Here is a 26,853-nt window from a genome sequence, read left to right on the forward strand (position 1 = left end):
TTTGCATCACACAGCGCCCGGCATGGCTGAAAGCGCGACCGCATGGGGGAGACATGGATGAAGCTTGACGATTTCAACTTGGTGGCCGACCTGATCGGCATGAAGAAGCGCCCGCGTGAGGCGGTATGGCTGATGGAAGTGGAGGGCATGACCGGCTACTGCGCGGCGCAGCAGATGGACATCAGCGAATCCACGGTCTCGCGGGCCCATGCGCGCTTTCGCCGCGCCATCAAACAGGTCAATACTTTGGCGGGGCATCTGCCCCTGCGTTGAATAGACGTTCATTGCAGCGATTGGCCCGGAGTGGTTCATCCTCTCCGGGCTTTTTGTCGAGCCGAAAAAAGCGGGAGATTGGTGGGGAAGGATGGCTTGTGTTGGCGTCCACGCGCTTCTGTTAATTTGCGTGTCATCGCGCCTGGCGCAGGCGAGGCTGCTGGTATAAACAAGCCTGAGGAGCGGGACTGGCCCCGCTGCGACTATGAGTGGATGCTATGCGTTTTGCCATTACCCTTTCCGACCGTTTCAAGCCTGTGCTGGACGTTTTCCTGCAGGCAGGCTGGCAGCCGGTGAAGCTGTTCTGCACGCCGGTGGATCATCGGATGCACCATCACAAGGCTTCTCTCGCCTTTGCCGAGCAGAGAAAGCTGCCGTTGCAGCTGTCGCCGATGCAGCCGCGCGATCTGCAGGATCTGGCCGAGCAGGGCTGCGAGGCCTTGCTGGTGGCCAGCTATAACTGGCGCATCCCGGACTGGACGCCATATCTTAAGCACGCGGTCAATTTCCATCCTTCGCCGTTGCCGATCGGTCGCGGCCCGTATCCGCAAGTGCGCGCCATTCTGGAGGGCCATCGCGAATGGGCCTGCACCTGCCACAAGGTGGGGGTGGATTTCGATACCGGCGACATGTTGGCCCAGGAGCGTTTTCCGCTGTCGGAAACGGAAAGCCATCAAACCTTGGACATCAAACTACAGCTGGCGCTGCACCGCTTGAGCCGGGCGGTGGCGAACAACTTCGAGCCGTTGTGGCGGGAGGCGGCGCCGCAAGGCGAGGGCGGCAGCTATTGGCCATTGTGGACCGATCAGGACCGAACGCTAGACTTCAACCGGCCGCTGGCCGATCTGTTGCGCCAGTTGCGTGCTTTCGGCGATTTTGAATGCGCGGCCACCATCAACAAGATCACCATCTTCATCCACCGCGCCGAAGGCTGGGTGGAGAGCCACGGCTTCGCGCCGGGTAGCTTGATCTATTCCCAGGCCGAACAACTGCTGGTGGCCACCTGCGACGGCATGCTGCTGATCAGCGAGTGGAGCCTGTACGGGCCGGACGCGATTGTCGGCAGGCAGCGGCGGTGACTCGATTTGCGGATGCTCCGTCCAGTGAGCGTTTCATCATTGCCCGCCGCGACGGCGATAAAGTCCTGATCCACGATCTGAAACCGGGCGGGCTATGATGGCCGGCTGCTGATGCTTGCCTCGCGCGCCTCCGCCAGCGGAGCGCTGGCCAAATTCGACTGCCCCTGGTTTATTCCCGCCGTCGTCAAATACCGCAAGTTGCAGTTGGAAGTGCTGGGCGTGTTCTTCGTGCTGCAACTGTTCGCGCGGGTGACGCCGTTGTTCTTCCTGAAGGTGATGGACAAGGTGCTGGTCAACCGCGTCTTCAACACGCTGGATGTGATCGCCGCCGACCTGCTGCTGTTGTCGCTGTTCAATATCGCGTTGTCGGTCTTGCGCGCCCATATTCACGGCGGGTTCGATTGGGAGCGCGCCCGCGGTGCCATGGTGAACAATGTGGTGTTCGCTGATTACCAGGCTGCGCTGCAGCCGGCGGTGACCTTCCGCTGGAAATAAGCAGGCCATGGGTATTGCGATCTGATCAGACAGCCTTGTCGGTGCAAGCCGGCCGGGCTGTTTTACATTGCCGCCATGCCGTGTAGGGGCAGGCGCTACCCGCGCTGCTCAGTCCCGACAGCCGGAATGAATAACGGCGCCACCCGCGGGGATGGCGCCGTTGTCGTTTGATGGGGGTTACAGCACTTCGCCGGCGTGATCGGCCAGCCGCGAGCGTTCGCCGCGTTGCAGCGTGATGTGGGCGGAATGCTGCCAGCCCTTGAAGCGGTCAACGACGTAGGTCAGGCCCGAGCTGCCCTCGGTCAGGTAGGGGGTGTCGATCTGGCTGACGTTGCCCAGGCATACCACCTTGGTGCCGGGGCCGGCGCGGGTGATCAGCGTCTTCATCTGCTTGGGCGTGAGGTTTTGCGCCTCGTCTATGATCAGGTATTTGTTGAGGAAGGTGCGGCCGCGCATGAAGTTGAGGCTCTTCACCTTGATGCGGCTGCGGATCAGGTCGCGGGTGGCGGCGCGACCCCAGTCGCCGCCGTCGTCGTCGCTCTTGTTGAGCACGTCCAGATTGTCCTCCAGCGCCCCCATCCACGGCGCCATCTTTTCTTCTTCCGTGCCCGGCAAAAAGCCGATGTCCTCGCCCACCGGCACGGTGACGCGGGTCATGATGATTTCCGAGTACAGTTTCTGTTCCAGCGTCATCGCCAGTCCGGCGGCCAGCGTCAGCAGCGTCTTGCCGGTGCCGGCCTGGCCCAGCAGGGTGATGAAGTCCACGTTCGGGTCCATCAGCATGTTGAGCGCGAAGTTTTGCTCGCGGTTGCGGGCGGTGATGCCCCAGACGTTGTTCTTGCTGTGGCTGAAGTCCTTCAGCGTCTCCAGCACCGCGCTCTTGCCTTCCAGCTTGAGCACCCGCGCCTGGAACGGTTTCTCTCCTTCCTGCCACAGGTGCTGGTTGACATACAAATTGGCCACGTCCGGGCCGGTGAGCTGATAGTAGCTGCGGCCGTGCTCCTGCCAGGACTTAATGTCCTTGCTGTTGCGCTCCCAGAAGCCCTGATCGATCTCGCGGGTGCCGGTATAAAGCAGGTCGGTGTCTTCCAGCACCTTGTCGTTGAAGTAGTCCTCCGCCTCCAAGGCCAGCGCGCGGGCCTTGATGCGCATATTGATGTCTTTGGACACCAGGATGACGGCGCGCTTCGGATAGTGGTCCTTCAGCGCCATCACGATGCCGAGTATCTGGTTGTCGGCCTTGCCGACCGGCAGCGACGGGGGGAGGGAGCCGTTGATGGCCTGAGTCTGCAATATCAGCTTGCCGCTGGCGGCGTCGCGGCTGGCGTTCTTCAGCGGGATGCCGTCGGCGATGTTCAGTTCCTGGCCGCTGATGATGTCGTCGAGAAAACGGCTGGCCTGGCGTGCGTTGCGCGCCACTTCGGACATACCCTTCTTGTGGGTGTCCAGTTCTTCCAGGGTGATGATGGGGATGAACACATCGTGCTCTTCGAAGCGGTACAGACAGGTGGGGTCGTGCAACAGTACATTGGTGTCCAGAACAAACAGCTTGCACGTGGTGGTCTTTTTGCGGCCGGCCATGATGTGGTCCCCTTGTTCATGTTGTTGCCCGGCCGGCTGGCCGGGCGGGGTGCTGCCTACAGCGTCTTGACGAACCCCAGCACCTCTGAGGCATGTCCGGGCACTTTCACGCCACGCCATTCGCGCGCCACATTGCCCTGGGCGTCTATTACGAAGGTGCTGCGCTCGATGCCTCTTACCTGTTTGCCGTACATGTTTTTCATCTTGATGACGCCAAACATATTGCAGACAGTTTCTTCCGAATCCGACAACAGTTCAAACGGCAAAGCCAGCTTTTCCTTGAAGTTGTGGTGGGATTTCAGGCTGTCGCGCGAGATGCCGACAATCTCCGCGCCGGCGGCGGAGAATTCGGCGTGAAGGTGGCGGAAATCCATGCTCTCGTTGGTGCAGCCGGGGGTGTTGTCTTTGGGGTAGAAGTAGATCACCAGCGGTTTGCGGCTGGCGGAAAGCTGAAACTCGGCGCCGGCGGTGCCGGGCAGGGTGAAGTCTGGGCAGGTTGTGCCTGTCATGCATAACTCCTGGTAGTGTGCAGGGGTCCGCCATGCTTTGAGCTTAGCGGATTCCGGTTGGGATTGTCACGTCATCCTTAATCGTCGCCATGGTTGTCCGCATGGCTGGGGCGGCGCAGCAGCACCAGCAGCGATCCGCTGCCGCCCATGCCGCTCTCCGCCTCGCAAAAGGCCAGCACGTCCGGATGATGTTGCAGCCAGCTGCGCACCATCTTTTTCAGCACAGGTTCGCCTTGCGAGCCAAAGCCCTTGCCGTGTATCACCCGCACGCACTGGCCGCGCGATCGGGCGCGGTGGATGAACAGCGCCAGCGCGTCCTGCGCCTGATAACGGTCCAGGCCGTGCAAGTCCAGCTGGGCGGCTTGCGGCCAGTAGCCCTGGCGCAGCCGCTTGAGCGTGGCCGCGGGCATGCCGGGGCGGGCGAACTGCTGCAACTGGGCGACGGGTTCGAACCAGCCGACCTGATGCTGCAGCAACTCCTGGCAGGCCGCCGTGCTCAATGCCGGTCCCTGGCTGGGCTTGCGCGGCCGCGGACTGGGTTTGGCGGACTTGGGGTGGTGGCGGCCGTCGGGCTTCAGCGGTTTGACGTCGCGGAACAACTGCTTGAAATCCGGTTCTTCGGGCGCGGCGGGCCGCGCCTTGGCCGCCGGAGGAGGGGCGGCCTGGCGCAGCGTCTGGCGAAGTCCCTTCAGGGAATCCTTGAAGGTCTTCATGATGCGAGGTCGGGGCTTACTTCAGGTTGTCGAGGTAACGCTCGGCGTCCAGGGCCGCCTGGCAACCGGAAGCGGCGCTGGTCACGGCCTGGCGGTAGATGTGGTCCTGCACGTCGCCGGCGGCGAATACACCGTCGATGCTGGTGAGGGTGGCGTTGCCTTCGCGGCCGCCCTTGGTGATCAGGTAGCCGGTGCCATCCATTTCCAGCTGGCCCTTGAAGATGTCGGTGTTGGGCTTGTGGCCGATGGCGATGAACACGCCGGTCAGCGCCAGGTCTTCGCTGCCGCCGCTTTGCAGTTTGACGCGGACGCCGGTCACGCCGGAGTCGTCGCCCAGCACTTCATCCAGCGTGGCGTTCAGCTTCAGGCTGATCTTGCCTTCGGCGACGCGGCTCATCAGTTTGTCGACCAGGATTTTCTCGGCGCGGAAAGTGTCGCGGCGGTGGATCACGGTGACGTGCCTGGCGATATTGGCCAGGTACAGCGCTTCTTCGACCGCGGTATTGCCGCCGCCCACCACCGCCACGTCCTGATTGCGGTAGAAGAAGCCGTCGCAGGTGGCGCAGGCCGATACGCCCTTGCCGGAGAAGGCTTCTTCGGAAGGCAGACCCAGGTATTGGGCCGAGGCGCCGGTGGCGATGATCAACGCGTCGCAGGTGTACTCGCCGGCGTCGCCCACCAGGCGGATCGGCTTCTCGCGCAGATGGGTGGTGTGGATGTGGTCGAACAGGATTTCAGTGCCGAAGCGCTCGGCGTGTTGCTGGAAGCGCTGCATCAGTTCCGGACCCTGCACGCCTTCGGCATCGGCGGGCCAGTTGTCCACGTCGGTGGTGGTCATCAGCTGGCCGCCTTGGGCCATGCCGGTGATCAGCACCGGCTTCAGGTTGGCGCGCGCGGCGTAGACGGCGGCGGTGTAGCCGGCCGGGCCGGAGCCAAGAATCAGCAGGGGGTGATGACGGGTTGCGGTCATGATGTGTGTTTCCTGTCGTCAAAAGGGTGGGAGTTGGCACATATTCTAGCAGTTTTGCTATGCTGCGAGGCCAGCTTGGGGCTAAACTGCAGATCAGAAATGCATACTATCCAGGAGGTGGGGTTATGGACGCATTAAGTCAAGTAAGCGCGAATGTCAGCACCAATGCGCAGGCGCTGGTGCTGAAAAAGGCGATGCAGGCGCAATCGCAGGCGGCGGCGACGCTGATCCAGGGCGCCGAGCAGTCGTCGGAGCAGATCCAGGCGTCCAACCCGGCGCATCTGGGTAGCAATGTGGACGTCCGGGCATAAGCCTGAGCGCACCCCGCGCAATGCGGGGCGGATAAAGAGGGCGGCCTTCGGGTCGCCTTTTTTGTCGGCGCTAGCCGGCTATGCAAGCGGTTTGCCTGGAGGCGAGGCCGCCGTCATTTTACGGTGGGCCGGGTCGCCGATGCCTGGAGTGGCGAATATCCTCAGGCCCAGCTTTGACTCCGTGGATGGATGTGGGCTGGCGGTCGGTTTGGATTGCTTGCCGTTGGATGCGAAAAGCCCCCGCGAACGGGGGCTATTCTGTTTTTCGGACCTGACCGGATTAGATCGCGTCTTTGCCGATGCTTACGGTAAACGAGCCGGAGTTGTTGCCGTAGGTGTTCGGAACATCGTTATAAAACAAGGTGATCAGCCCTTGCGCGCTGGCCGGCGCGGTCCAGCGGAACAAGCCGGTGTTCACCGGGATGAAGCCGCTGGCGCCAATTTTCATCACCAGCGCGCCGCAGTAGGCGTCGCCGCATATCAGGCCTTGATTCGGGTGGGTCTTGTCGCCTTGCGGTCCCCAGTTGGGTTGCGGGCCATAGCCGGCCCATCCCGAGGCGACGATCGTGATGACATCGCCGGGATTGTAGGTGATGGTTGTGGGTTGCCCATTGGGATTGTTTGCGGCGACGGTGCCAGTCCAAGCCATGATTTACCTCCGAGAAAGGTGAAGTCTGATGAGGCTTGCATGTCAATGCCGAGGAGTCCAGTTCCATGGTTGGATGGCTCCCCAGGAAGTCCAATGATCATGCCGCTTGAATTGAAGCTCAATGGGGATGCCGCCGCCACTGCCCATTTTGATGGGGTCGGACATGATGCATGCGCGGTTTTGGGATAGGGGCACTGTTTTGCGGATGCGCCGCCTGTCCACGCCCGTCAAATTCTTTCTTTCAAATTCAGCAATAAAATCCTCCAATTCTAACCCCAATTATCAAATTTCTAGGCTGGGTCAATAATCGCCTCCCAAGTGCCCGGCAGGTAGCCGGCGCTGTCTGATACGAGGAGTCGCTATGAACCGTTTGCCCTATCTTTTGACCACTAGCCTGCTGGCGCTGCTGGCTGGCAATGTTGCCGCCGCGGAGGCCTTGCCGCAACCGGCGCGGGTGTTTGCCGATCGCAATGGTGGCGACGCCGCCGCGGCGAAGCTGGCCGCGTTGCGCTATGCGGCATTCTGGAATACCGGTGATCCGCATTACGCCGAGCTGGCGCTGGACCCGGATTTCATCGACCGCACTTTGCCGGCGGGCCGCCCGCAGGGCACCGCCGGTCCGTTGCAGGCTTCGCGCGCCTTCCATGCAGCGGTGCCGGATTTGACGGTGGAGGTTGCCGATATGATGCAGGCCGGTGACCGGGTGTCCTTGCGCCTGCATTTCACCGGACACTTCACCGGCAAGTTCGGCGAGGTCCAAGGAGGGGGCCAGGTAGTGGATTTCCAGGCCTTTGACCTGTACCGGGTGAAGAATGGCCGCATCGCGGAAAACTGGCACCTGGAAGACAATCTGACTCTGCTCAAGCAACTGGGAGTGGTGAAGCCATGAGCCTGGATGCGGATTTTTTGCGGCAACGCAATGTGGCGGTGCTGGGCGGCGGTTCCGGCATTGGCCGTGCGGTGGCGGAAGAGGCCGCGGCGGCGGGCGCCCTGGTGTTTGTGCTGGGGCGTTCGCTTGCGGTTTCCGGCCCCTGGCAGGCGCTGCGCGCCGATGTCACGGATATCGCCAGCCTCAGTGCGGCGTTTGCCGAAATCGGCCGCATCGACCACTTGGTGCTGACCGCCGGCGCGCGGGTGGGCTCGCCCAGGCTGGAGGAGGCCACGCGGGCCGACTTCGAGCAGACCTTCGGCGTGAAGCTGTTCGGCAATTTGTTGGCGGTGCAGCAGGCGCGGCCTTATCTGGCGGCGGACGCGTCGGTGACTTTCACTTCCGGCCTGCTGTCGCGCAAGTATGGCGCGGGCGGTCTGCTCAAAAGCACGGTCAACGCCGCGCTGGAGGCGGCGGCGAAGAATCTGGCCAAGGAACTGGCGCCGCGCCGCGTCAATGTGGTGAGCCCGGGCGTGGTGGATACCGAGTTGTGGGGGCCGGCCGGCGCGGAAAAGCGCCAGGCGGCGATGGCGCGCATCGCGGCTGACCTGCCGTTGGGCCGGGTGGGGCGGCCGCAGGATCTGGCGCAAGCCTATCTGTTTGCGATGGGCAACGCCTTTCTCACCGGCGCGGTGCTGGATGTGGACGGCGGTGGATTGCTGTAGGGAGATCCCGCGATGAGCGATACATTTTCAATCAACCGCCGCGGGTTCCTGGCGGGCGCCTCGGCCGGCAGCGCCAGTCTGTTGCTGGCGCACGGCGACGCGCTGGCAGCGAGGGGAGGGAGCAAGGCCATGATGCAACTTCAAGGTGGCAAAACGGGTTTTTGGCCGGGCGACACCCGGCTGGTGATTTCCGTTTCCATGCAGTTCGAAGCCGGCGCGCAGCCGGAGCGCGGCGCAAGCGGGCCGTTTCCGCCGCTGGACCCGAAATACGCCGACCTGCCGATGCAAAGCTGGTACGACTACGGCGTGAAGGAGGGCATCCCGCGCCTGCTGGATTTATGGGACCGCGCCGGAGTGAAGGTGACTTCGCACATGGTGGGGCAGGCGGTGGACCGCAATCCGCAGCTGGCCAGGGAGATTGTCGAGCGTGGCCATGAGGCCGCCGGCCATGGCCAAACCTGGGAGCCGCAGTATTCGATGACGCCGGAGCAGGAGCGCGCAGCCTACCGCGCCAGCATCGCCAGCATAGAACGCGCCACCGGCACCCGGCCGACAGGCTTCAACGCCTTCTGGCTGCGCGGCACGCCCAACACGCTGGGTATCCTGCAGGAGCTGGGCTTCGTCTATCACATCGACAACGTCAGCCGCGACGAGCCGTTCACGGTTCAGGTGAGCGGCATGCCCTTCGTGGTGGTGCCTTACACGCTGCGCAACAACGACATCGTCCGCTACGATTCGCCGGCGCTGAGCAACGACGCGTATCTGTCGGACCTGAAGGCCGAATTCGATCTGCTGTACCAAGAAGCCGGCCAGCGCCGCCGCATGATGTCCATCAGCACCCACGACCGCATTTCCGGCAGTCCGGCGCGGGTGAAGGTACTGGAGGATTTCATCCGCTACGCGCAGGGCCGCGCCGGCGTGCGCTTCATGCGCAAGGACGAGATCGCCCGCTTCGCGCTGCAGGCGCCGAACGTGCCGGCGTCCTGAGCTAGCTCGGTTTCTTCTTGCGCGGCTTATGGCCGGCCGCCGCTTTGCGCGCGGCCGGTTTCGCGTGGACGGCCGGCTTGCGGGCGACCGCCTGCTTGCGAGCCACGGCTGGTTTGCGCACGGCAAGCGGTTTGTGGATCGCCACCGGCTGGTAGCCGCTCAACTCGGCCACCAGTTTGTTTACGCCGCCGCTCATATTCTGGTAGTGGGTGCCGCCGCTGCGGGTGAGCGCGACCCATACCGCCACATCATGCTTGGGCGCGATGGCTACGTAGCCGATGAAGCCGCCGCCGCCGGCGGTCTTCTGGATGATTTCCGGCGCATCCGGCTTTTCCTGCATTCTGATCCAGCCCAGGCCGAGTTCATCAGCTTGGCCGGCGACGTCCATGCCTCTGAGGCTGCGCAGCTGGTCACGCTTGAAGTACATGTGGAACATCTGGTCGCGCAGTTGCTTGCGCGCCGGACTCTGCGGGTAGACCAGGTCCTGCAGCCAGCGCTGCATGTCGCGCGGTGTGGAGTAGATGCCGCCGCTGCCGCTGGCCGCCACGGTGTTGACGCAGGGGCTGGCGCCGAAGCCTTCCAGCAGGCGCGCGCACTGCGCCGGAGTGGGCGTGAAGGTGGTGTCCTTCATGCCCAGCGGCGCGGTGACTTTGTCGCGCAGCAGGGCGGCGTATGGCCGTCCGGTGGCGACGGACAGCGCGTCGGCCAGAAAATCAAACGCCAAGTTGGAATATTGCGCCTTCTGGCCGGCGATGAAGCGGGCCTTGCTGGAGGCCAGCCAGTTCCAGCGTTGCTGCTGATCGGGCCAGACGAACACCGGGGTGTCCTGCGGTTTGATCCCCGGCATTTCGCGCGGGAAGCCGCTGGTATGGGTGGCCAGGTTCAGCAGGGTGATAGGCTGGCCGGTCATCGGCAACGCCAGGCCTTGCGGCGCGTATTTCTGCAGCGGGTCGTCCAGTTTGACGCGGTTTTCCAGCGCCAGCGACGACAGCACTTCGCCGGTCATGGTCTTGCTGATGCTGGCAATGCGCAACAGCGAATCGGCATCCGGTTGCTGGCGGTTGCCGGGGCGGGTCTGGCCATAGAAGCGTTGCAGGGTTTCCTTCTTGTTGACCACCACCATCACCATGCCTACGGCCCGGCTGTTTCTGAAGATCTGACTGGCGTAGCGGTCTACTTGCTGCTCTGCGGTTTGCGGCTCCGCCAGCATCGCGGCAGGGCTGAAGGCTGGGGCGGCGGCAAGGCCCAGCCCCAGCAAAAACACGTTTTTCACTCTTGTTCTGTCCTGGCTGTATTGAGAAGCAGTCTGGTTGGAATCGTCGGTTGGCATGCATTCTATTCAGTCTGCACCCGCTTCGTACACTGTTTAATCCGCGCCAGGTTATCTGGTTGACAGGCCAGGCGCGTTGCGACGCTTCGGCGGGAGGCTCTAGAGCCTTACGGCCGGGCTAGTATGGCGTACGGCCGGGCGGATGAGTTTGCCTAGGGACAGCTGCCCGGCGCGCTCAACATCCCGCTGGAGGCGCTGAGTCGGCGTCTGGCGGAACTGACGGCCGGACTGGAAATCATCGCCTATTGCCGCGGGCCGTTTTGCGCGCTTTCCGTCCAGGCGGTGGCGGCCTGGCCGCGCGGCGGCTGGCGGAGGGGTTTCCCGACTGGAAGGCGGCTGGCTTGTTGGTGGAAATGTCGTGAAGCCTGGTCGCGGCGCTCAGGACAGGGAGGCGCCGCATCGCGAGCAATGGCGCGGCCTGGAGACGCCGCGGCTGTATTGCGTGGCGCCGCAGGCGTCGCAGAAACGGGTGTTGCGCAGGTTGAGGAAGGTGATCAGCATCAGAAACGGGAGGAGGAAGGCGAATTCGCCCGCTTGCTCGCCCCGATTCCAAGCGAACAGGCAGAGCAGCAATGGCGTGGAGACCATCAGGACCCGAGTGACTTTTCTTTTCAATTTCGCGTCGCGGCATAGCGCGGAGAACGCGAGGCCTCCGATGGCCATGGCGATCCAGACAGTCATGAAAGCGGCAGCAGATTGCTTGTGGCGAGAAGCGATGGCGTCATGTAAATGGCTTTGTCATTTTCGCGGCGTCCCGGCAAATGTTTCCAACAGATGGTCTATCAGCCTGCGTATCCGCGCCGGTTGCAGCCGGTGGCCGGGATAGAGCAGGTGCAGCGGCGCCGGTTCGGTGAAGTAGTCGTCCAGCACCGTCGCCAGCCGGCCGGCTTGCAGGTCCTGCGCGATGTCCAGCTGCGACTTGTAGGCGAAGCCGTGGCCCTGCAGCGCCCAGCGGCGTATCACTTCTCCGTCGTTGCTCTGGCGGGTTCGCTCCAGCCGCAATGTCCTGGTTTCGCCGCGCTCGCGGTAGCGCCACTCGTTCATCGGACCATGGCCGGTGGTGAGGGTGAGTGTGGGCAGGCTGGCCAGGTCTTGCGGATGCGCCGGCGCGCCCAGCTTCTGCAGCAGCGGCGGCGCGGCGCAGACCACGCGGCGGCTGGCGGCCAATTGGCGCGCCACCAGGCTGCTGTCGGCCGGCCTACCGTAGCGTATCGCCAGGTCTATGTCCTCGCCTATCAGGTCGGCGGGGGTGTCGTTGAGCGATAGCGAAAAGTATACGCCTGGGTGTTCCGCGCCAAAACGGTCCAGGCAATCCAGCAGCAGGTTGCGGCCGAGGTCGGACGGCGCGGACAGCCGGATGACGCCGCTCAGCGCCTGTTGTTCCTGTTGCAGCCGGCGCTCGCCTTCCTCCAGCAGTTCCAGCGCCTGTCGGCAGTAGGCGCGGTAGGTTTCTCCGGCTTCGGTCAGCTTGAGCTGGCGGGTGGTGCGCTGGAACAGGCGGACGCTCAGCGCCGCCTCCATCCGTTGGATGCAGGCGCTGGCGGCGGCGGGAGACAGGCCATGCTTGCGGCCTGCGGCGGAAAAACTGCCCAATTGAACGGCGTCCAGAAACAGGCGCAGATCGTTGAGTCGGTCAAACGGCATGGGTGGGCTTTCTGGAAAACAAAGCAGGCCATGCCCACGGGCATGGCCTGCGCGCGGCGGGGCCGCAGTTTACAGCGTTTCGGTATTGGCCAGCAGCCAGTCGCGGGCGACGCCGTCCAGCAGCGGCAGCAGCCGGGCGCGCACCTCGGCATGGTAGCCGTTGAGCCAGTCAATCTCCGGCCGGGTCAGCAGCGCGAGGTCGATGCAGCGGCGGTCTATCGGGCACAGCGTCAGCGTCTCGAACTTGAGGAAGTCGCCGAACTGGTTGTTGTCCGACGCCACGTTCAGCACCAGGTTCTCTATTCGCACGCCCCATTGGCCAGCGCGGTACACGCCTGGCTCTATCGACGTGATCATGCCTTCCTGCATCGCCATGTGCGCTTCCGGCATGGCGCGCGAAATGCTTTGCGGGCCTTCGTGCACATTGAGGAAGTAGCCGACGCCGTGGCCGGTGCCGTGGCCGAAGTCGATGTCGTGCTGCCACAAGGGCGCGCGCGCCAGCGCGTCCAGCATAGGCGACAGCGTGCCGCGCGGGAAATGGGCCATGGACAGCGCCATGGTGCCTTTCAGCACCAGGGTGAAGTCGCGCTTTTGCGCGGCCGACGGTGTGCCCACCGCCAGCACGCGGGTGATGTCGGTGGTGCCGCCCAGGTACTGGCCGCCGGAGTCTATCAGCAGCAGGCCGTCGCCCTTGATTTCCGAGTGCGATTCCGGCGTGGCGTGGTAGTGCGGCAGCGCGCCGTTGGCGTTGAAGCCGGCGATGGTGGCGAAACTGGGGGAGACGAAGCCGGGGCGGCGCGCGCGCGCGGCGGTGATCTGTTCGTCTATGGTCAGCTCGGTGATGCGGCTCTGGTTGACGTTGGCCTCGAACCAGGCGAAGAACTCGGCCAGCGCCGCGCCGTCCTGCTCCATCGCCTGGCGCACGTGGGCGGCCTCGGCGGCGGTTTTCTGCGACTTCATCAGCGTACTGGGATTGATGGCCTCGATCACCTTGACGCCGTCGGCCACCGCCTGGCGCAGGCCCAGCGTCACGCGGCGCGGGTCCAGCAGCAGGCTGCTGCCGGCCGGCAACGCGTGCAGCGCGGACTTGGCCGAGGCGTAGTCGGCCAGTTGCACGCCGTCCGCGGCCAGTGTGGCGGCCAGCGCGGCGTCCACTTTACCCGGCGCGACGAACAGCGTGGCGCGGTCTTGCTCCAGCAGCGCATGGCTGATGAAGACCGGATTGTAGTTGACGTCCGCGCCGCGCAGATTGAATAGCCAGGCGATGTCGTCCAGCGTGGAAATGAAGTGGCGCTCGGCGCCGGCCTGGCGGATGGCCTCGCGCACCCGGGAGAGCTTGTCTGCGCGGCTCTGCGGCGCGAAGGCGGCATCATGCTGGTATACGGCGGCATCGGGCAGCGGCGCGCGCTTAGGGTCGACGGCGTCCATCAAGTCGATGTCGGTGCGCAGCAGGATGCCGCGCGGCTCAAGCGCCGCTTGCAGCGCCTTGGCCGCGGCTAGGCCCAGCACGTCGCCGTCCACCGCCAGCGTCTGGCCGGTTTGCAGGGTGTCGGCCAGCCACTGCAGATGCAGGCTGCTGGCGGCGGTGTCTATTTTCATCAACGCGATGCCGGTACCGGCCAGCTCCTGTTCCGCCTGCACCCAGTAGCGGCTGTCGGCCCAGACGCCGGCGAAGTCGGCGCTGACGATCAGCGTGCCCATCGACCCAGTGAAGCCGGACAGCCAGCGGCGCGCCTGCCAGCGTTTGGGCAGGTATTCCGAAAGGTGCGGGTCGGACGACGGCACCAGACAAGCGTCGACGCCGGCTTTTTCCATGGCGGCGCGCAAGGAGGCGATGCGTTGCGGGATGGTGTCCAGTTGCGGGATTGCGAGGGTGTTCATGCCGGCTCCGGAGGAAATATTGCATGCATTCTGTTGGCAATGGAACGACCGCGCAAGAGGATGAGAATGGCTCATGGCTGCCATGCCTCGTCCGCTTGCGCGGCCGTGTCGGGTCTTGCGTCGGATCAGCGCTGTTTCAGGCGGCGCAGTCCGGGGCGGCCGGCCAGATTGCACAGGTGGGCGAAGTGGGACAGAAAATGTTTCATGCGGGTGGACTCCTGAGCTTGGCGCATTGCCGGGTTTGAATGGATGGTTTTTATCGACCTGCTTGCCAATGATAAAGGCATTTTATTTGTTTGCAATATTTTGCCGGATGTTCCTATTGGCATGGCGGTTGATTTCCGTCAACGGCCATGTCGTGTAAATGCCGGCATATGGGCCGCTTATCCATCGGCAATCGGACTATACTGTGGCTTGTATCGGGCTTTACCGATGCTCACCAAGGAGCGGATCATGAGTAAATCAAGACACAGCACCAAGGAAGCCAAGAAACAACCGTTGTTGTCGCCCAAGGAAAAGCGCGCGGCCAAGCATCAGAAGAAGCAGGCGCCGGAAGGCGCACCCATCATCGTTCCCCATTAGATGCACCCGGCGCGTCTGACCTGCGTGGACGCCATGTTTGAGATGTGGCGCTAGCGCGCGGTGACAGTCGATACCCTTTGACGGCTCCCTGGAGAGCCGAATCGTCCGGCCGGCGGCCGGCAAGCGAAACAAACCTCCTGACCAGCGCGGCAGGAGGTTTTTTCATTGCGGGCTGTTTGGTGTCTGATGCAGGCGCTGCGCAAGCGCGCTGTAGTCATTGCAGGTGATTTCGTAACGATTGTCATCCGGGTCGGAAAAGTAGACGGACCACGATGCCGAGTGGTCGGCCAACTCCGGCAAATGGCCTTGTACCCGATGCAGATGGTTGCGCCAGGCGAGGAAGGCGTCCGCGCTCGCCTCCAGCGCCACCGAGGCCTGGGGGGCGGCATGGTTGCGTTCGAACAGCGCCACTTTCACAGTGCGTTCGCGGTTGGCCAGGGTAAGCGGGCCGCCGTCGGCATCCCAGAGCGCCAGTTCCGGGATGCGCTCAAAACCGAGCACCCGGGCATACCAGGCTTCGGCCGCGTCGCGGTTGCGCACGTACACATGGATGTGATCTATCCGCATGATTCTGGGAGTCATGGCCGGTTTTCCTCTTGAGCGCAGTGGCGCAGGCGGTCGGCGATGCGGGCGACGCGCCTGCCCAGATGGCGGGCGGTGGCCAGATCGGCGGGGTGGGCTTTGCCGTTCGGGTTGTGCGCGCACAGGCCCAGTTGGCAGCCAAGCCGGTTGAGGTCGTCGATATGCTTGCCGCCGGGGATGTTCAGGCCGCACCACAGCATGCTGTGCTGGGAGGCTAGAGTGGCGAAGTAGGCCAGGGTGCCCTGCTGGTCGCCGTTCAGGTTGCCGCCTATGGTGAATCCCGCGGCAACCTTGTCCGTCCAGGCTTGGCCTTGCCAGCCATCGCTGCTGGCGTCGGCAAACGCTTTGAACTGCGCCGCCGGTCCGCCCATATAGGTGGGGCTGCCAAAAATGATGGCGTCGGCGGAGGACAGCCGATCCGCGTGTTCCTGCAACGAGTAGCGGCCATGGGCCAGATGTTCTGGCTGGATGCGCAGCAGCTCGACGCTGCCGCACTCCGCCGCGCCTTCCTGAATCGCGCATGCCAGTTCGTGAGTGCTGTTGCCGGCGGAGAAATAAACAATCAGGATGCGTGTCATTATTTTTACCTGCATGGAATGTTATGATGCGGCGTTATCATAAAAGTTAAAGTTAACTTTAAGTCAAGGGGCGGAAATGTCTGTGGATTGGATAGGCATAGGCGCATTGGCCAGGCGCTCCGGCGTGACGGCCAGCGCCTTGCGGTTTTACGAGGTCAGGGGCTTGATTCACAGCGTAGGCGAGGCGGGACAACCCAGGCGGTTTCGCAAGGATGCCTTGCGGCGAGTGTCTTTCATCCGTATTGCGCAGACGCTGGGATTGAGCCTGAATGAGATCGGCGAGGCCTTGGCCGGCCTGCCGCAGCAGCGAACCCCCACTGCCGGGGATTGGGCGCGGATATCCTCAGCCTGGCGGCCGATGCTGCAGGCCCGGATCGATACCTTGTGCCAATTGCGCGATCAATTGGACAGTTGCATTGGTTGCGGTTGTCTGTCCTTGCAAAACTGCAAGTTGAACAATCCGGGTGACGGCGCGGCGCGCTTCGGCGATGGCCCGCGGTTTTTGCTGGGGAATGGGCCGGAAGATATGGCGTGAGCGCGAATTCCGCGTGAACGGGCATCCTGGCGGCGTCAGGAACTGGCATACTTGGATGAGATTGCCGCGCAGATTGGTCTGAGCCGCGGATTCACATGTAATGATGCGAACCGGAGACGCCTGCCGGTCGGAAAATTGACATCAAAAACGGAATGCCATAATGACAATTATTGTGACGGGCGGCGCAGGTTTCATCGGCGCCAACTTTGTTCTCGACTGGCTGGCTGGCAGCGATGAGCAGGTTGTCAATCTGGATGCGCTAACCTATGCGGGCAATCTCGACACGCTGGCATCGCTTAAAAATGACCGGCGGCATGCCTTTGTGCATGGCGATATCGGCGATCGCGCGCTAGTTGGGCGTTTATTGTCGGAATACCAGCCGCGCGCGGTGATCAATTTTGCCGCGGAAAGCCATGTCGACCGCTCGATTCATGGCCCGGGCGATTTCATCCAGACCAATGTCGTCGGCACTTTCAATCTGCTGGAGAGCGTGCGCGCCTACTGGAGCGGGCTACCGGACGCGGCAAAGGGGACATTCCGCTTCCTGCATGTTTCCACCGATGAAGTGTACGGTACGCTGGCGGAACAGGATCCGCCGTTTGCGGAAAGCAAGCGCTACGAGCCAAACAGTCCTTACTCCGCCAGCAAGGCGGCCAGCGACCATCTGGTGCGCGCCTGGCACCATACCTATGGCCTGCCGGTGCTGACCACCAATTGCAGCAACAACTACGGTCCGTATCATTTTCCGGAGAAGCTGATACCGCTGGTGATCCTGAATGCCTTGGCTGGCAAGAGCCTTCCCATTTACGGCGATGGTTTGCAAGTTCGTGACTGGCTCTATGTGAAAGACCATTGCAGCGCGATTCGCCGGGTGCTTGAGGCCGGCCGGCCGGGCGAGACCTACAATGTCGGCGGCTGGAATGAAAAGCCGAATATGGAAGTGGTGCGCGCCATCTGCGCCATTCTCGACGAATTGCAGCCCAAGACCGACGGCGGCGCCTACTCCGACCAGATCAGCTGCGTTCAGGACAGGCCGGGCCACGACCGCCGCTACGCCATCGATGCGCGCAAGCTGGAGCGGGAACTGGGCTGGAAGCCGGCCGAGACGTTTGAAACCGGCATCCGCAAGACCGTGCAGTGGTATCTGGACAACCAGGATTGGGTGAACCATGTCACCAGCGGCGCGTACCGTGAATGGGTGAGCAAACAATACGAGGCGGAAGCATGATGCGCATGCTGCTGACGGGGGCGGATGGCCAGCTAGGCTTCGAATTGAGGCGCGCATTGGCGCCTTTGGGGGAACTGACCGCCTGCGGCCGCGCGCAGATGGATCTGGCCGATGAGGCCGCCATCCTGGCTGCGCTGGATGCGGCGAGTCCCGAGGTCATCGTCAATCCGGCTGCCTACACCGCGGTGGACAAGGCGGAAACCGACCGGGACGCGGCTTACGCCGTCAATGCCGTCGCGCCGGGCGTGTTGGCGCGCTGGGCTGCGGCCAACGGCGCGCTGCTGATTCATTACTCGACCGATTACGTGTTTTCCGGCGATAAGGCGGGTCCGTACGGCGAAGAGGATGCCGTCGATCCGCAGTCGGTCTACGGCGCCAGCAAGTGCGCGGGGGAACGGGCGGTGCGCTCCGGGTGTCCCCATCACCTGATCCTGCGCACCTCTTGGGTATTTGGCGTGCATGGCGGCAATTTCCTGAAAACCATGCTGCGTCTGGCGCAGGAGCGCGATGCGCTGAATGTGGTGGGCGACCAGGTCGGCGCGCCTACGAGCGCGGCCTTGATCGCGGATGTGACGGCGCAGCTGATTCGACATCATCATGCGCGGCCCGATAATTTCGAGTTCGGCACCTATCACTTGACGGCGCAGGGGGAGGCCAGTTGGCACAGCTATGCGCAGCGCGTCATTCGCCGGGCCGGCGAGCGCGGATTCCCGTTGAGTTTGACGGCAGAGGCGGTCAAGGCGATAGGCAGCGATCAATATCCCTTGCCGGCCAAGCGGCCTGCCAACTCCAGGCTGGATTGCAATAAAGTGATGCGCGCTTTCTCCCTGTCATTGCCAGGATGGGAGGAGGGGGTGGATAGCGTCGTGGATCAGCTCTATGCGTTATCGCAAGCCAAGGGCACTGTCTGAGTCGGTGTCGAATTTGCAATGGGCGCCGGATGACGGCCGCAAAACCTATCTCGGCATCACAGGATATCATTCAAAATGACCCAAGCACGTAAAGGCATCATTCTGGCCGGTGGTTCCGGCACCCGTCTGTATCCGGCCACCTTGGCGGTCAGCAAGCAATTGCTGCCCATCTATGACAAGCCGATGATTTATTATCCGCTGTCCACCCTCATGCTGGCCGGCATCCGCGACATCCTGATCATCTCCACCCCGCAGGACACGCCGCGTTTCGAATTATTGCTGGGCGACGGCAGCCAGTGGGGCCTCAGTCTACAGTATGCGGTGCAGCCCAGCCCGGATGGCCTGGCGCAGGCTTTCATCATTGGCGAGGCGTTTCTGGCCGGCGCGCCGTCGGCGCTGGTGCTGGGCGACAATATCTTCTACGGCCATGATTTCGCCAGGCTGTTGACTGACGCCAGCAACCGAACGAAGGGCGCGTCGGTATTCGCCTATCATGTGCAGGACCCGGAGCGTTACGGCGTGGTCGAATTCGACGCCGATGGCTTGGCGCGTTCGATCGAGGAAAAACCGGCGATGCCCAAGTCCAATTATGCGGTTACCGGTTTGTACTTTTACGATGCTCAGGTAGTGGATATCGCCAAATCGATCAAGCCGTCGGCGCGCGGCGAGCTGGAGATTACCGATGTCAATAATGCCTATCTTCGGCAGGGGACCTTGACTGTGCAGACCATGGGGCGTGGCTATGCCTGGCTGGATACCGGCACGCATGAATCTTTGCTGGACGCCAGCCAGTACATCGCCACGATAGAAAGCCGCCAGGGTCTAAAGGTGGCTTGCCTGGAGGAGATCGCTTACCGGTCCGGCTGGATAGATGCGGAACAGATGGTGCGGTTGGCGGCGCCGTTGCGGAAGAACGGCTATGGCCAGTATCTGTTGGCGATGGTCGGGGAAAAAAACTGTTGAACTTCATGGCGGGATGACGGTTTGCGGAATGCGAGGCAATCGTCGTCGGCCATTTGCCAGGCTTGGAGCCCATGAAAGTAATCGATACCAGCATTCCGGATGTCAAGATCATCGAGCCGATGGTGTTTGGCGATGAAAGAGGTTTTTTTTATGAGAGCTTCAATCTGAAGAGGTTTGAAGAGGGAGTCGGCCGTTTGGTGGACTTTGTCCAGGATAATCACAGCAAGTCCAGCAAAGGCGTGCTCCGGGGGCTGCATTACCAGCTGCCGCCTTACGCCCAAGGCAAGCTGGTGCGGGTGGTGGCGGGCGAGGTCTACGATGTGGCGGTCGACGTCAGGAGGTCTTCCCCCACCTTCGGCCATTGGGTCGGAGTGTTGCTGACGGCGGAGAACAAACGCCAGTTCTGGATTCCGGAAGGCTTCGCTCACGGCTTCCTCACCCTCAGCGACGAGGCGGAGTTCTTGTACAAGGCTACCAATTACTACATGCCGGAATACGATAGAGGCATTCTGTGGTCGGACGAGGCGCTGGGAATCGTCTGGCCCGAGGCCGGGGAGCTGACGTTGTCCGGCAAGGACAAGGCGCAGCCCCTGCTGGCATCGGCTGAGCTGTTTTAGCGCTAAGCCGGCGTTTGCGATGAAAAAAACGCCTGGCGTGCCAGGCGGTTTTCATTTGCGCAAATGACGCGCGTTACGGACGCTCCACCGCCAGAGCCACGCCCATGCCGCCGCCTATGCACAGGGTGGCCAGGCCTTTCTTGGCGCCGCGGCGCTGCATTTCGTGCAGCAGGGTTACCAGCACACGGCAGCCGGAAGCGCCGATCGGGTGGCCCAGGGCGATGGCGCCACCGTTGACGTTGACCTTGTCCTGGCTCCAACCCAATTCCTTGGCCACGCCGAGCGCCTGGGCGGCGAAGGCTTCGTTGGCCTCGACCAGGTCAAGCTGGTCGATGGTCCAGCCGGCCTTGGCCAGCGCCTTGCGGGTGGCGGAAACCGGGCCTATGCCCATGATTTCCGGTTCGCAGCCGGTGAGGGCGTAGCCCTTGATGATCGCCAGCGGCTTCAGTCCCAGCTGGTCGGCCTTTTGGGTGGACATCAGTAGTACCGCCGCCGCGCCGTCGTTGATGCCGGAGGCGTTGCCGGCGGTGACGGTGCCGTCCTTCTTGAAGGCGGCGCGCAGTTTGGCCAGGCTTTCGGCGCTGGCGTCGTGCTTGATGAATTCGTCCTGCTCAAACGCCAGCGGATCGCCCTTGCGTTGCGGCACCAGCACCGGAACGATCTCGTCCTTGAACTTGCCGGCCTTCTGCGCGGCCGCGGCGCGCTGCTGCGAGGCCAGCGCCAACGCGTCCTGTTCTTCGCGGCCGATGCCGTATTTGGCGGCCACGTTCTCCGCGGTGATGCCCATGTGATAGGCGTTGTAGGCGTCGGTCAGGCCGTCGTGGATCATGCTGTCCACCAGTTGGGCGTTGCCCATGCGAAAGCCGTCGCGCGAACCCGGCAGGATGTGTGGCGACAGCGACATGCTCTCCTGGCCGCCGGCGATGACGATCTCGGCGTCGCCGGCCAGGATGGCCTGAGCCGCCAAGTGCACGGCGCGCAGGCCGGAGCCGCACACCACGTTGAGGGTGGTGGCCGGGGTGGTGACCGGCAGGCCTGCCTTGATCAGCGCTTGGCGCGCCGGGTTTTGGCCGCTGCCGGCGGTGAGCACTTGGCCCAGGATGACTTCGCTGACTTGTTCCGGCTTGACGCCGGTTTTTTTCAGCAGCGCCTTGATCACGGTGGCGCCCAGCTCCGGCGCGGAAATCTTGGCCAGCGAGCCGCCAAAGCTGCCGACCGCGGTGCGTTGCGCTGCTACGATTGCTACTTCCATGTCCTTCTCCTTTGCTTGCGGCCCGCAACGGCGGCGGGCCATCTGTCCTGTACGGGATCGATAATCGGGGTTGGCTATTGCAGGCTGGCCGCCACGCTGGGCATCGCCTTGGCCAGCACATAGCTGCCAGGGGCGGCCTGCAGCGGCGGCAGTTCCTTGTTGCCCAGCGTCTTGGGCGCGGCGATCTGCTTGCCGGATTGCGGCGCGAGCCAGGCGTCCCAGTCTTTCCACCAGCTGCCAGGGTGGCTTTGCGCGCCTTCCAGCCATTCGTCGGAGCTGATGGGCAGCTGCTCATTGGTCCAGTAGTTGCGCTTGTCCTTGGTGACCGGGTTGATGGAGCCGGCGATGTGGCCGGACGCGCCCAGCACGAAACGGCGCGACGGCGCGCCGCTCAGGTATTTCAGGCCGGAATAGGCCGAACTCCACAGCACGATGTGGTCTTCGCGCGCGGCGAACATATACAGCGGAATCGTGATCTTGGAGATGTCGATAGGCACGCCGCACAGCGTGATGGCGCCCGGCTTCACCAGCGAGTTGTTGAGGTAGAACTGGCGCAGCATGAAGGTGTGCATCGGCAGCGGCAGGTCGACCGCGTCGTTGTTCCAGTACAGGAGGTCGAACGGGGTGGGGGTTTTGCCCAGCAGGTAGTTGTTGACCACGTAGTTCCATACCAGGTCGTTGGCGCGCAGGCTGGCGAAGGTGCGGCCGATTTCCTTGCCGCTGATGATGCCGCCGGCCGCCAGCTTGGCCTCGCGGCCGGCCACCACCGCCTCGTCGATATAGAACGAGATCTCGCCCGGTTCGGCGTGGTCTATCAGCGAGGTCATGAAGGTGGCGGAGTCGATGTAGTCCAGGCCCTTGGCCTGCATCACGCACAGCGCGGTGGAGAGGATGACGCCGCCCACGCAGAAGCCCAGCGCGTTCATCGCCGGCTGCTTGGTGATTTTCCGCACCGCCTCCGCCGCGGCGATCACGCCTTGTTCGATATAGGTTTCCCAGGTGAAATGCTTCATCTCCGACACCGCCGAGCGCCAGCTCACCAAGAACACCCGATAGCCCTGGGCGACGAAGTGGCGCACCATGGAATTGTCCGCTTGCAGGTCCATCAGATAGAACTTGTTGATGCAGGGCGGGATGAACAGCAGCGGCTTCTCGTAGACTTTTTCGGTGGTGGGCGTGTACTGGATCAGCTCGATCAGTTCGTTGCGGAACACTACCTGGCCGGGAGTGATCACCAGGTTCTCGCCGATCTCGAACTTGCTCTCGTCGGACATCGAGATATGGCCCTTCTGGATGTCCTCCATCATGTTCTTCATGCCTTCCACCAGGCTTTCGCCCTTGGTTTCGATGGCGCGTTTGACCACGTCGGGGTTGGTCAGCATGAAGTTGCTGGGGGCCATCGCGTCCAGATACTGGCGGGTGGCGAAAGCCAGCTTGTCCTTGGCGTTTTCATCGATCTGGGTTTGGTCCACCAGTTCGGTCATCCATTTGGACGTCAGCAGATAGCTTTGCTTGAGGAAGCTATAGAACGGATGTTCGTTCCATTCCGGAGAAGTGAAGCGGCGGTCATTGGCCGGCGCGGCTGTCGTCGCCTCGGTGGTCTTGCCGAGAAACTGCGACCAAAGATTCAGTTGTTGCTGGTACAGGGCCGACTGCAGGCTGAACAACTGGTTGGTCTGGTTCATCAGTTGAGACCAGGTGTCGGAAAGCGCATGGGTGGCGTTGTCGGGGCAGGCGCCCAGCGACAGGGAATTGACAAACTGCTGCATCCATTGCTGGTTGGCTTCGGAAAGGTTGATGAAGAAGTCTTCCAGCGAGGCGGTATTATTCTGGGACAAGATGAATCTCCTGATACGTACTGATATAGCGTTATCGAAGCCTGTCTGAATCGGTCTGTTTGGAATGCAGGGTCAAGCAGATCTATCTGCAAACTGTAACAGGGTTGCATGACATTTTCACGCCCTGCCGCTGCCGAAAAGGCCTGCGGGACGGTAAATGCGGCCATTTGTTGTTGCGATACGCAAAAATAATGCCGGCATGCCTCGCACCGGATTATGGCTTTCGCATCGCTTGTGGGATAATTGACCGGATTAGCTATGAGGAATTGCAATGGCGAGTGTAAAACTGGCTTTACATACCATCCGCGTTGAAAACATTTTCTGCATCGGCCGCAATTACGCCGCCCACGCCGCTGAATTGGGCAACCCGGTGGAAAACGAGCCCATGGTGTTTCTCAAGCCGACCTCGGCCTTGCTTGACGAGTCCTCTCCCATTCGGTTGCCGGACTATTCCGCCGACGTGCATCACGAGTGCGAACTGGTGGCGCTGATAGGCAAGGGCGGCAGCGATATTCCGCTGGACATGGCGCTGAGCCATGTCGCCGGTTACGGCATAGGCCTGGACCTGACCGCTCGCGACGTGCAGAGCGTGGACAAGAGCAAGGGCCACCCATGGACCAAGGCCAAGGGCTTCCGCGGCGCGGCCTGCCTGTCGGCGCTGGTGCCGGCGGAGCGGGTGGCCGATCCGCAGCGGCTGCAGTTTGAGTTGAGGGTGAACGGCCAGCTGCGCCAGGCGGGCGACGCCGGCATGATGCTGTTCACGGTGGCGCAGCAGATCAGCTATCTGTCGCGCGTATACGGCCTCTCCGACGGCGACCTGATCTACACCGGCACGCCGGAAGGCGTGGCGCAGATCCGTTGCGGCGACGCGCTGGACCTCAGCCTGCACGGCCAGGTGTCGGCGCACTGGAAGGTGGCGTGATGGCCGGGCCGGACGAGCAGGACGACGGCAAGGTCCGCCTGGACAAATGGCTGTGGGCGGCGCGCTTCTTCAAGACGCGCCAGCTGGCGCACGAGGCGCTGGAGCTGGGTCGGGTGCTGGTGAACGGCGATCGGGTGAAGGCGTCAAGGGCGGCTAAGGAGGGCGACGCGCTGCTGTTGCGCATCAACCAGCTGGAATACCGTATCGAGGTGCTGCAGCTTGCCACCCAGCGCCGCCCGGCCAAGGAAGCGCAGTTGTTGTACCGCGAGAGCGAGGAATCCATCGCCGCGCGCGAGGAAAAGATCCTGTTGCTGAAGGCCGAGCACGCCAGTTTTCCGCATGGCGAAGGCCGTCCCACCAAGAAGGCGCGCCGCGAGATATCCCGCTTCAAGTCGTCTTTCTGACGGCACACCTTGCACCAGCCCGGCCTGGCGCCGGGCGCCAGAGATAGAAAGACCACGTTAGATGCAGTCGCTGTTGCCGTTCGCCGGGTTTTATTTTTCCTATTTCGCTTACCAGGGCATGTTCAGCCCGTTCTGGGGCCTGTACCTGGAGTCGCTGTCCTTCAGCGCTTGGCAGATCTCCATCCTGATGGCGCTGTCCACGCTGGCCCGCATCATCGCCCCTGGTTTCTGGGGCTGGCTGGCCGACAAGAGCGGGCGGCGCCGCAACATCATCGTCACCACTTCCATCCTGTCCGCCTCCAGCTTCTGCCTGGTCGGGCTACACCACGGTTTCTGGTGGGTGTTCGTCAGCATGGCGGTGTCGCATTTCTTCTGGGTGGCGGCGCTGCCGCTGGTGGAGGCCAGCACCTCCTACCTGACCCGGGCCGCGCCGGGGCGCTATAGCCGGGTGAGGGTGTGGGGATCGATAGGCTTCGTCTGCCTGGCGATGAGCGGCGGCTATCTGCTGGACTGGCTGGGCATCGCCAAGCTGCCGTGGATCGCTTCCGCCCTGCTGGGCGGGGTGGCGCTGGCGGCCTGCAAGGTGCCGGAGGTGACGCCGCGGGAAAAATCCAAGCCGGCCGGGCCGATCTGGCAAACGCTGCACAAGCCGGCGGTGATGGCGCTGTTCGCCTGCTGTTTCCTGCAGGCTTTCGCCCACGGGCCGTATTACACCTTCTATTCGCTGGGGCTGAAGCAGTTTGGCTACGACAAGGCGGCGGTGGGCGTGCTGTGGGCGCTGGGGGTGGTGTTCGAAGTGGGCATCTTCATGCTGATGCCGCGCATCATGCGCCGCTTCGGCCTGGAGACGCTGATGCTGGCGTCGTTGCTGGCGGCGGTGCTGCGCTTCGGCTTGATCGCCACCAGCCTGGCGGTGCCGGCAATGGCGGCGTTCGCCCAGGCCTTGCATGCGCTGACCTACGCGCTGCACCACGCCTCGGCGGTCGGATTGATCAACCGCATGTTCGCCGAGCAGCACCACGGTCGGGCGCAGGGGCTGTACATCATCGCCTCCTTCGGCGTGGGCGGCAGCGGCGGCGGCCTGATCGGCGGCCTGGTATGGCCGCATGGCGGCGTGCTGCCCACCTTCGCCATGTCCGCCTGCGCGGCGCTGATCGGAGTATTCGTCTGCCTGCGCTGGCTGAAGCCCGGATATCAGGAGCAGAAATGATGACAGCCGCCACGCCGCAACAGGCGCTGGATCAATACCAAAAAGCTTTGGCCTCGCATGACTGGCGCCAGGTGGCGCCATGGCTGCATGAAGACGCCTGTTTCGTGTTTTCCGACGGCACTTTCAAGGGCAAGGAGGCGGTGTGCCAGGCGATCCGGCAAACCTTCGCTTGGATACGCAGCGAGGAATACCGGATCGACCAGCTGCATTGGGTTCATGCGGACGATGCTTTCGCCTGCTGCGTCTACGATTTCCACTGGCAAGGCCTGGCGGAAGGCAAAACGGCCAGCGGCAGCGGTCGGGGCAGCTGCGCGCTGATCCGCGATGAGAACGGCTGGCTGCTGCTGCAGGAGCATTTGGGACCGCCGGCCCGGTCATAACAGCATCACCAGCTTGTATTCCGCCGCCTGCGCCGGCCGCAGCGTGATCTGCTGGCGCAGCAGCCGGCCCTGGGCGGGATGATTGAAGGCGCGCTCGCCGCCTTCCCGCTCCAGCACATCCTGTTGCTGCCAAAAGCGCTCGAATTCCACGCTTTCCCGGCGCAGCCTGGCCAGCATGGCCGCCGTTTCAGCATCATCCAGTTGCTGTCCCAGGTCTGCGCGCAATTCCGCCACGATGCGCCGCGCGCGCTCCGGCCAGTTGTCGATGAATTCGCGCGCCTGCGGCATCAGGAAGATGAAGTCCAGCAGGCTGCGGCTGGCGTCCGGCCGTCCCAGCCACTCGCAAAACAGTTCCGCCGCCGGCGGATTCCACGCCACCGCCCGCCAATGGCGGTCCAGCACGTAGGCCGCGATGGCGATGTGCGGCAACGTTTTCTCCAGCAGCTCGCGCGCCTGCGGGTGGGCATCGGCGCGCTTGTCCTGAGGGTTCTTCAGGCCTGCCAGATCAAACAGATAGTCCGTTTCCGCCGCCGACAGCTGCAGCGCCGCCGCCAGCCGGGTGAGGGTGTGGGCCGATACCGATTCGGTGCGGCCCTGCTCCAGCCAGGTGAGCCAGGTGGGGCTGATGCCGGCCAGTTGCGCCACCTCTTCGCGGCGCAGGCCTTTGGCGCGGCGGCGCGCGCCCACCGGCAGGCCGGCCTGTTGCGGGCTGAGGCGTTCGCGGTGGGCGCGCAGGAATTCGCCCAGCGGCGAGGCGGAGGTACGTGGCATGAAATCATCCTGTTGGTTTTTATACCAGTATAACTGCTTATCTTGTAACAGGATCAAAGCTGGCA

30 protein-coding genes and 1 pseudogene are annotated in these 26,853 nt (G+C 63.0%); 17 read left to right on the forward strand and 14 right to left on the reverse strand.

All coding sequences use genetic code 11. The features are described 5' to 3' along the window. The first annotated feature begins 57 nt into the window (after positions 1 to 57). The 3 genes and pseudogenes from BI347_RS18400 to BI347_RS18410 all read left to right on the forward strand — a co-directional run. Complete coding sequence (locus BI347_RS18400) at positions 58 to 273, forward strand: sigma factor-like helix-turn-helix DNA-binding protein (RefSeq protein WP_071113403.1); 216 nt, start codon at positions 58 to 60, stop codon at positions 271 to 273. Between the two features lie 218 nt (positions 274 to 491). Then, complete coding sequence (locus BI347_RS18405; protein ID WP_071113404.1) at positions 492 to 1,352, forward strand: methionyl-tRNA formyltransferase; 861 nt, start codon at positions 492 to 494, stop codon at positions 1,350 to 1,352. 93 nt (positions 1,353 to 1,445) lie between these two features. Then, positions 1,446 to 1,739: pseudogene (locus tag BI347_RS18410) on the forward strand (type I secretion system permease/ATPase); the annotation flags it as partial. A 285-nt stretch (positions 1,740 to 2,024) separates the two neighbouring features. Here BI347_RS18410 and BI347_RS18415 read toward each other — a convergent pair. From BI347_RS18415 to trxB, 4 genes are all read right to left on the reverse strand, one after another. Further along, the gene (locus BI347_RS18415) at positions 2,025 to 3,428 is read right to left on the reverse strand and encodes a PhoH family protein (RefSeq protein ID WP_071113406.1); all 1,404 of its coding nucleotides are present in this window, start codon (positions 3,426 to 3,428) and stop codon (positions 2,025 to 2,027) included. Between the two features lie 56 nt (positions 3,429 to 3,484). Then, positions 3,485 to 3,937, reverse strand: coding sequence for a peroxiredoxin (locus tag BI347_RS18420; RefSeq protein ID WP_071116677.1), 453 nt, complete (start codon positions 3,935 to 3,937; stop codon positions 3,485 to 3,487). Positions 3,938 to 4,014: 77 nt separating this feature from the next. Continuing rightward, positions 4,015 to 4,650, reverse strand: coding sequence for a Smr/MutS family protein (locus BI347_RS18425; protein ID WP_071113408.1), 636 nt, complete (start codon positions 4,648 to 4,650; stop codon positions 4,015 to 4,017). A gap of 16 nt (positions 4,651 to 4,666) precedes the next feature. Further along, positions 4,667 to 5,620, reverse strand: a complete 954-nt coding sequence (gene trxB, locus BI347_RS18430; RefSeq protein ID WP_071113409.1) for a thioredoxin-disulfide reductase — start codon at positions 5,618 to 5,620, stop codon at positions 4,667 to 4,669. A 125-nt stretch (positions 5,621 to 5,745) separates the two neighbouring features. Between trxB and BI347_RS18435 the strand changes: the two genes are divergently transcribed. Further along, entirely contained in the window at positions 5,746 to 5,931 is a 186-nt protein-coding gene (locus BI347_RS18435) for a putative motility protein (RefSeq protein ID WP_071113410.1), read from the forward strand. Positions 5,932 to 6,211: 280 nt separating this feature from the next. Here BI347_RS18435 and BI347_RS18440 read toward each other — a convergent pair whose 3' ends face one another. After that, the gene (locus BI347_RS18440) at positions 6,212 to 6,580 is read right to left on the reverse strand and encodes a LecA/PA-IL family lectin (protein ID WP_071113411.1); all 369 of its coding nucleotides are present in this window, start codon (positions 6,578 to 6,580) and stop codon (positions 6,212 to 6,214) included. A 361-nt stretch (positions 6,581 to 6,941) separates the two neighbouring features. On the opposite strand from BI347_RS18440, the gene BI347_RS18445 reads away from it, so the two are divergent. From BI347_RS18445 to BI347_RS18455, 3 genes are read left to right on the forward strand one after another with little or no spacing between them, the layout of a single operon-like run. Further along, positions 6,942 to 7,469, forward strand: coding sequence for an ester cyclase (locus BI347_RS18445; RefSeq protein ID WP_071116678.1), 528 nt, complete (start codon positions 6,942 to 6,944; stop codon positions 7,467 to 7,469). Further along, positions 7,466 to 8,173, forward strand: coding sequence for an SDR family oxidoreductase (locus tag BI347_RS18450; RefSeq protein ID WP_071113413.1), 708 nt, complete (start codon positions 7,466 to 7,468; stop codon positions 8,171 to 8,173). Before BI347_RS18445 ends, BI347_RS18450 begins: the two co-directional genes overlap by 4 nt. A 12-nt stretch (positions 8,174 to 8,185) precedes the next feature. Continuing rightward, complete coding sequence (locus BI347_RS18455; RefSeq protein WP_071116679.1) at positions 8,186 to 9,160, forward strand: polysaccharide deacetylase family protein; 975 nt, start codon at positions 8,186 to 8,188, stop codon at positions 9,158 to 9,160. A 1-nt stretch (position 9,161) separates the two neighbouring features. Here BI347_RS18455 and ampH read toward each other — a convergent pair whose 3' ends face one another. The 4 genes from ampH to BI347_RS18475 all read right to left on the reverse strand — a co-directional run bounded on the left by ampH (position 9,162) and on the right by BI347_RS18475 (position 13,991). Then, positions 9,162 to 10,433, reverse strand: coding sequence for a D-alanyl-D-alanine-carboxypeptidase/endopeptidase AmpH (gene ampH, locus BI347_RS18460; RefSeq protein WP_071116680.1), 1,272 nt, complete (start codon positions 10,431 to 10,433; stop codon positions 9,162 to 9,164). A gap of 435 nt (positions 10,434 to 10,868) precedes the next feature. Continuing rightward, the gene (locus BI347_RS18465) at positions 10,869 to 11,171 is read right to left on the reverse strand and encodes a hypothetical protein (protein WP_139167024.1); all 303 of its coding nucleotides are present in this window, start codon (positions 11,169 to 11,171) and stop codon (positions 10,869 to 10,871) included. 57 nt (positions 11,172 to 11,228) lie between these two features. Further along, the gene (locus tag BI347_RS18470) at positions 11,229 to 12,134 is read right to left on the reverse strand and encodes a LysR family transcriptional regulator (protein ID WP_071113417.1); all 906 of its coding nucleotides are present in this window, start codon (positions 12,132 to 12,134) and stop codon (positions 11,229 to 11,231) included. A gap of 69 nt (positions 12,135 to 12,203) precedes the next feature. Then, positions 12,204 to 13,991, reverse strand: coding sequence for an aminopeptidase P family protein (locus BI347_RS18475; protein ID WP_204378115.1), 1,788 nt, complete (start codon positions 13,989 to 13,991; stop codon positions 12,204 to 12,206). 273 nt (positions 13,992 to 14,264) lie between these two features. Here BI347_RS18475 and BI347_RS23720 point away from each other — a divergent pair, with 273 nt between their 5' ends. Further along, entirely contained in the window at positions 14,265 to 14,597 is a 333-nt protein-coding gene (locus BI347_RS23720; RefSeq protein ID WP_139167259.1) for a hypothetical protein, read from the forward strand. Between the two features lie 162 nt (positions 14,598 to 14,759). Here BI347_RS23720 and BI347_RS18480 read toward each other — a convergent pair whose 3' ends face one another. Both BI347_RS18480 and BI347_RS18485 read right to left on the reverse strand, forming a co-directional pair. Then, positions 14,760 to 15,179, reverse strand: coding sequence for a VOC family protein (locus BI347_RS18480; RefSeq protein ID WP_071113419.1), 420 nt, complete (start codon positions 15,177 to 15,179; stop codon positions 14,760 to 14,762). Continuing rightward, on the reverse strand, positions 15,176 to 15,757 hold the full coding sequence (locus BI347_RS18485) for a flavodoxin family protein (RefSeq protein ID WP_071116682.1): 582 nt from the start codon (positions 15,755 to 15,757) through the stop codon (positions 15,176 to 15,178). Before BI347_RS18485 ends, BI347_RS18480 begins: the two co-directional genes overlap by 4 nt. A gap of 76 nt (positions 15,758 to 15,833) precedes the next feature. On the opposite strand from BI347_RS18485, the gene soxR reads away from it, so the two are divergent. From soxR to rfbC, 5 genes are all read left to right on the forward strand, one after another. Further along, complete coding sequence (soxR, locus tag BI347_RS18490) at positions 15,834 to 16,292, forward strand: redox-sensitive transcriptional activator SoxR (RefSeq protein ID WP_071113420.1); 459 nt, start codon at positions 15,834 to 15,836, stop codon at positions 16,290 to 16,292. A gap of 160 nt (positions 16,293 to 16,452) precedes the next feature. After that, a complete protein-coding gene (gene rfbB / locus BI347_RS18495; protein WP_071113421.1) occupies positions 16,453 to 17,520 on the forward strand; it encodes a dTDP-glucose 4,6-dehydratase in 1,068 nt (355 codons plus the stop codon). Continuing rightward, a complete protein-coding gene (rfbD, locus tag BI347_RS18500; RefSeq protein ID WP_071116683.1) occupies positions 17,517 to 18,431 on the forward strand; it encodes a dTDP-4-dehydrorhamnose reductase in 915 nt (304 codons plus the stop codon). The genes rfbB and rfbD overlap by 4 nt, the downstream gene beginning before the upstream one ends. Before the next feature lie 75 nt (positions 18,432 to 18,506). Beyond that, positions 18,507 to 19,394: a glucose-1-phosphate thymidylyltransferase RfbA gene (gene rfbA / locus BI347_RS18505; protein ID WP_071113423.1), complete on the forward strand. Its 888-nt coding sequence runs from the start codon at positions 18,507 to 18,509 to the stop codon at positions 19,392 to 19,394. A gap of 71 nt (positions 19,395 to 19,465) precedes the next feature. Continuing rightward, a complete protein-coding gene (gene rfbC, locus BI347_RS18510; RefSeq protein WP_071116684.1) occupies positions 19,466 to 20,011 on the forward strand; it encodes a dTDP-4-dehydrorhamnose 3,5-epimerase in 546 nt (181 codons plus the stop codon). Positions 20,012 to 20,084: 73 nt separating this feature from the next. On the opposite strand, the gene BI347_RS18515 is transcribed toward rfbC, so the two are convergent. Further along, positions 20,085 to 21,263 carry an acetyl-CoA C-acetyltransferase gene (locus BI347_RS18515; protein ID WP_071116685.1) on the reverse strand — a complete coding sequence of 393 codons (1,179 nt, stop codon included), beginning with the start codon at positions 21,261 to 21,263 and terminating at the stop codon, positions 20,085 to 20,087. Positions 21,264 to 21,337: 74 nt separating this feature from the next. Continuing rightward, positions 21,338 to 23,032, reverse strand: a complete 1,695-nt coding sequence (locus tag BI347_RS18520) for a class I poly(R)-hydroxyalkanoic acid synthase (protein WP_101686161.1) — start codon at positions 23,030 to 23,032, stop codon at positions 21,338 to 21,340. Between the two features lie 340 nt (positions 23,033 to 23,372). Between BI347_RS18520 and BI347_RS18525 the strand changes: the two genes are divergently transcribed. From BI347_RS18525 to BI347_RS18540, 4 genes are all read left to right on the forward strand, one after another. Continuing rightward, complete coding sequence (locus tag BI347_RS18525) at positions 23,373 to 24,023, forward strand: fumarylacetoacetate hydrolase family protein (protein ID WP_071116687.1); 651 nt, start codon at positions 23,373 to 23,375, stop codon at positions 24,021 to 24,023. After that, entirely contained in the window at positions 24,023 to 24,427 is a 405-nt protein-coding gene (locus tag BI347_RS18530; RefSeq protein WP_071113428.1) for an RNA-binding S4 domain-containing protein, read from the forward strand. Before BI347_RS18525 ends, BI347_RS18530 begins: the two co-directional genes overlap by 1 nt. A 61-nt stretch (positions 24,428 to 24,488) precedes the next feature. Beyond that, entirely contained in the window at positions 24,489 to 25,637 is a 1,149-nt protein-coding gene (locus BI347_RS18535) for an MFS transporter (protein WP_071116688.1), read from the forward strand. Continuing rightward, positions 25,634 to 26,017, forward strand: coding sequence for a nuclear transport factor 2 family protein (locus BI347_RS18540; protein ID WP_158020816.1), 384 nt, complete (start codon positions 25,634 to 25,636; stop codon positions 26,015 to 26,017). Before BI347_RS18535 ends, BI347_RS18540 begins: the two co-directional genes overlap by 4 nt. Here BI347_RS18540 and BI347_RS18545 read toward each other — a convergent pair. Then, a complete protein-coding gene (locus BI347_RS18545; RefSeq protein ID WP_071116690.1) occupies positions 26,012 to 26,788 on the reverse strand; it encodes a helix-turn-helix transcriptional regulator in 777 nt (258 codons plus the stop codon). The genes BI347_RS18540 and BI347_RS18545 overlap by 6 nt on opposite strands. Positions 26,789 to 26,853 lie beyond the last annotated feature (65 nt).

This window comes from Chromobacterium sphagni, assembly GCF_001855575.1.
Taxonomy (GTDB): domain Bacteria; phylum Pseudomonadota; class Gammaproteobacteria; order Burkholderiales; family Chromobacteriaceae; genus Chromobacterium; species Chromobacterium sphagni.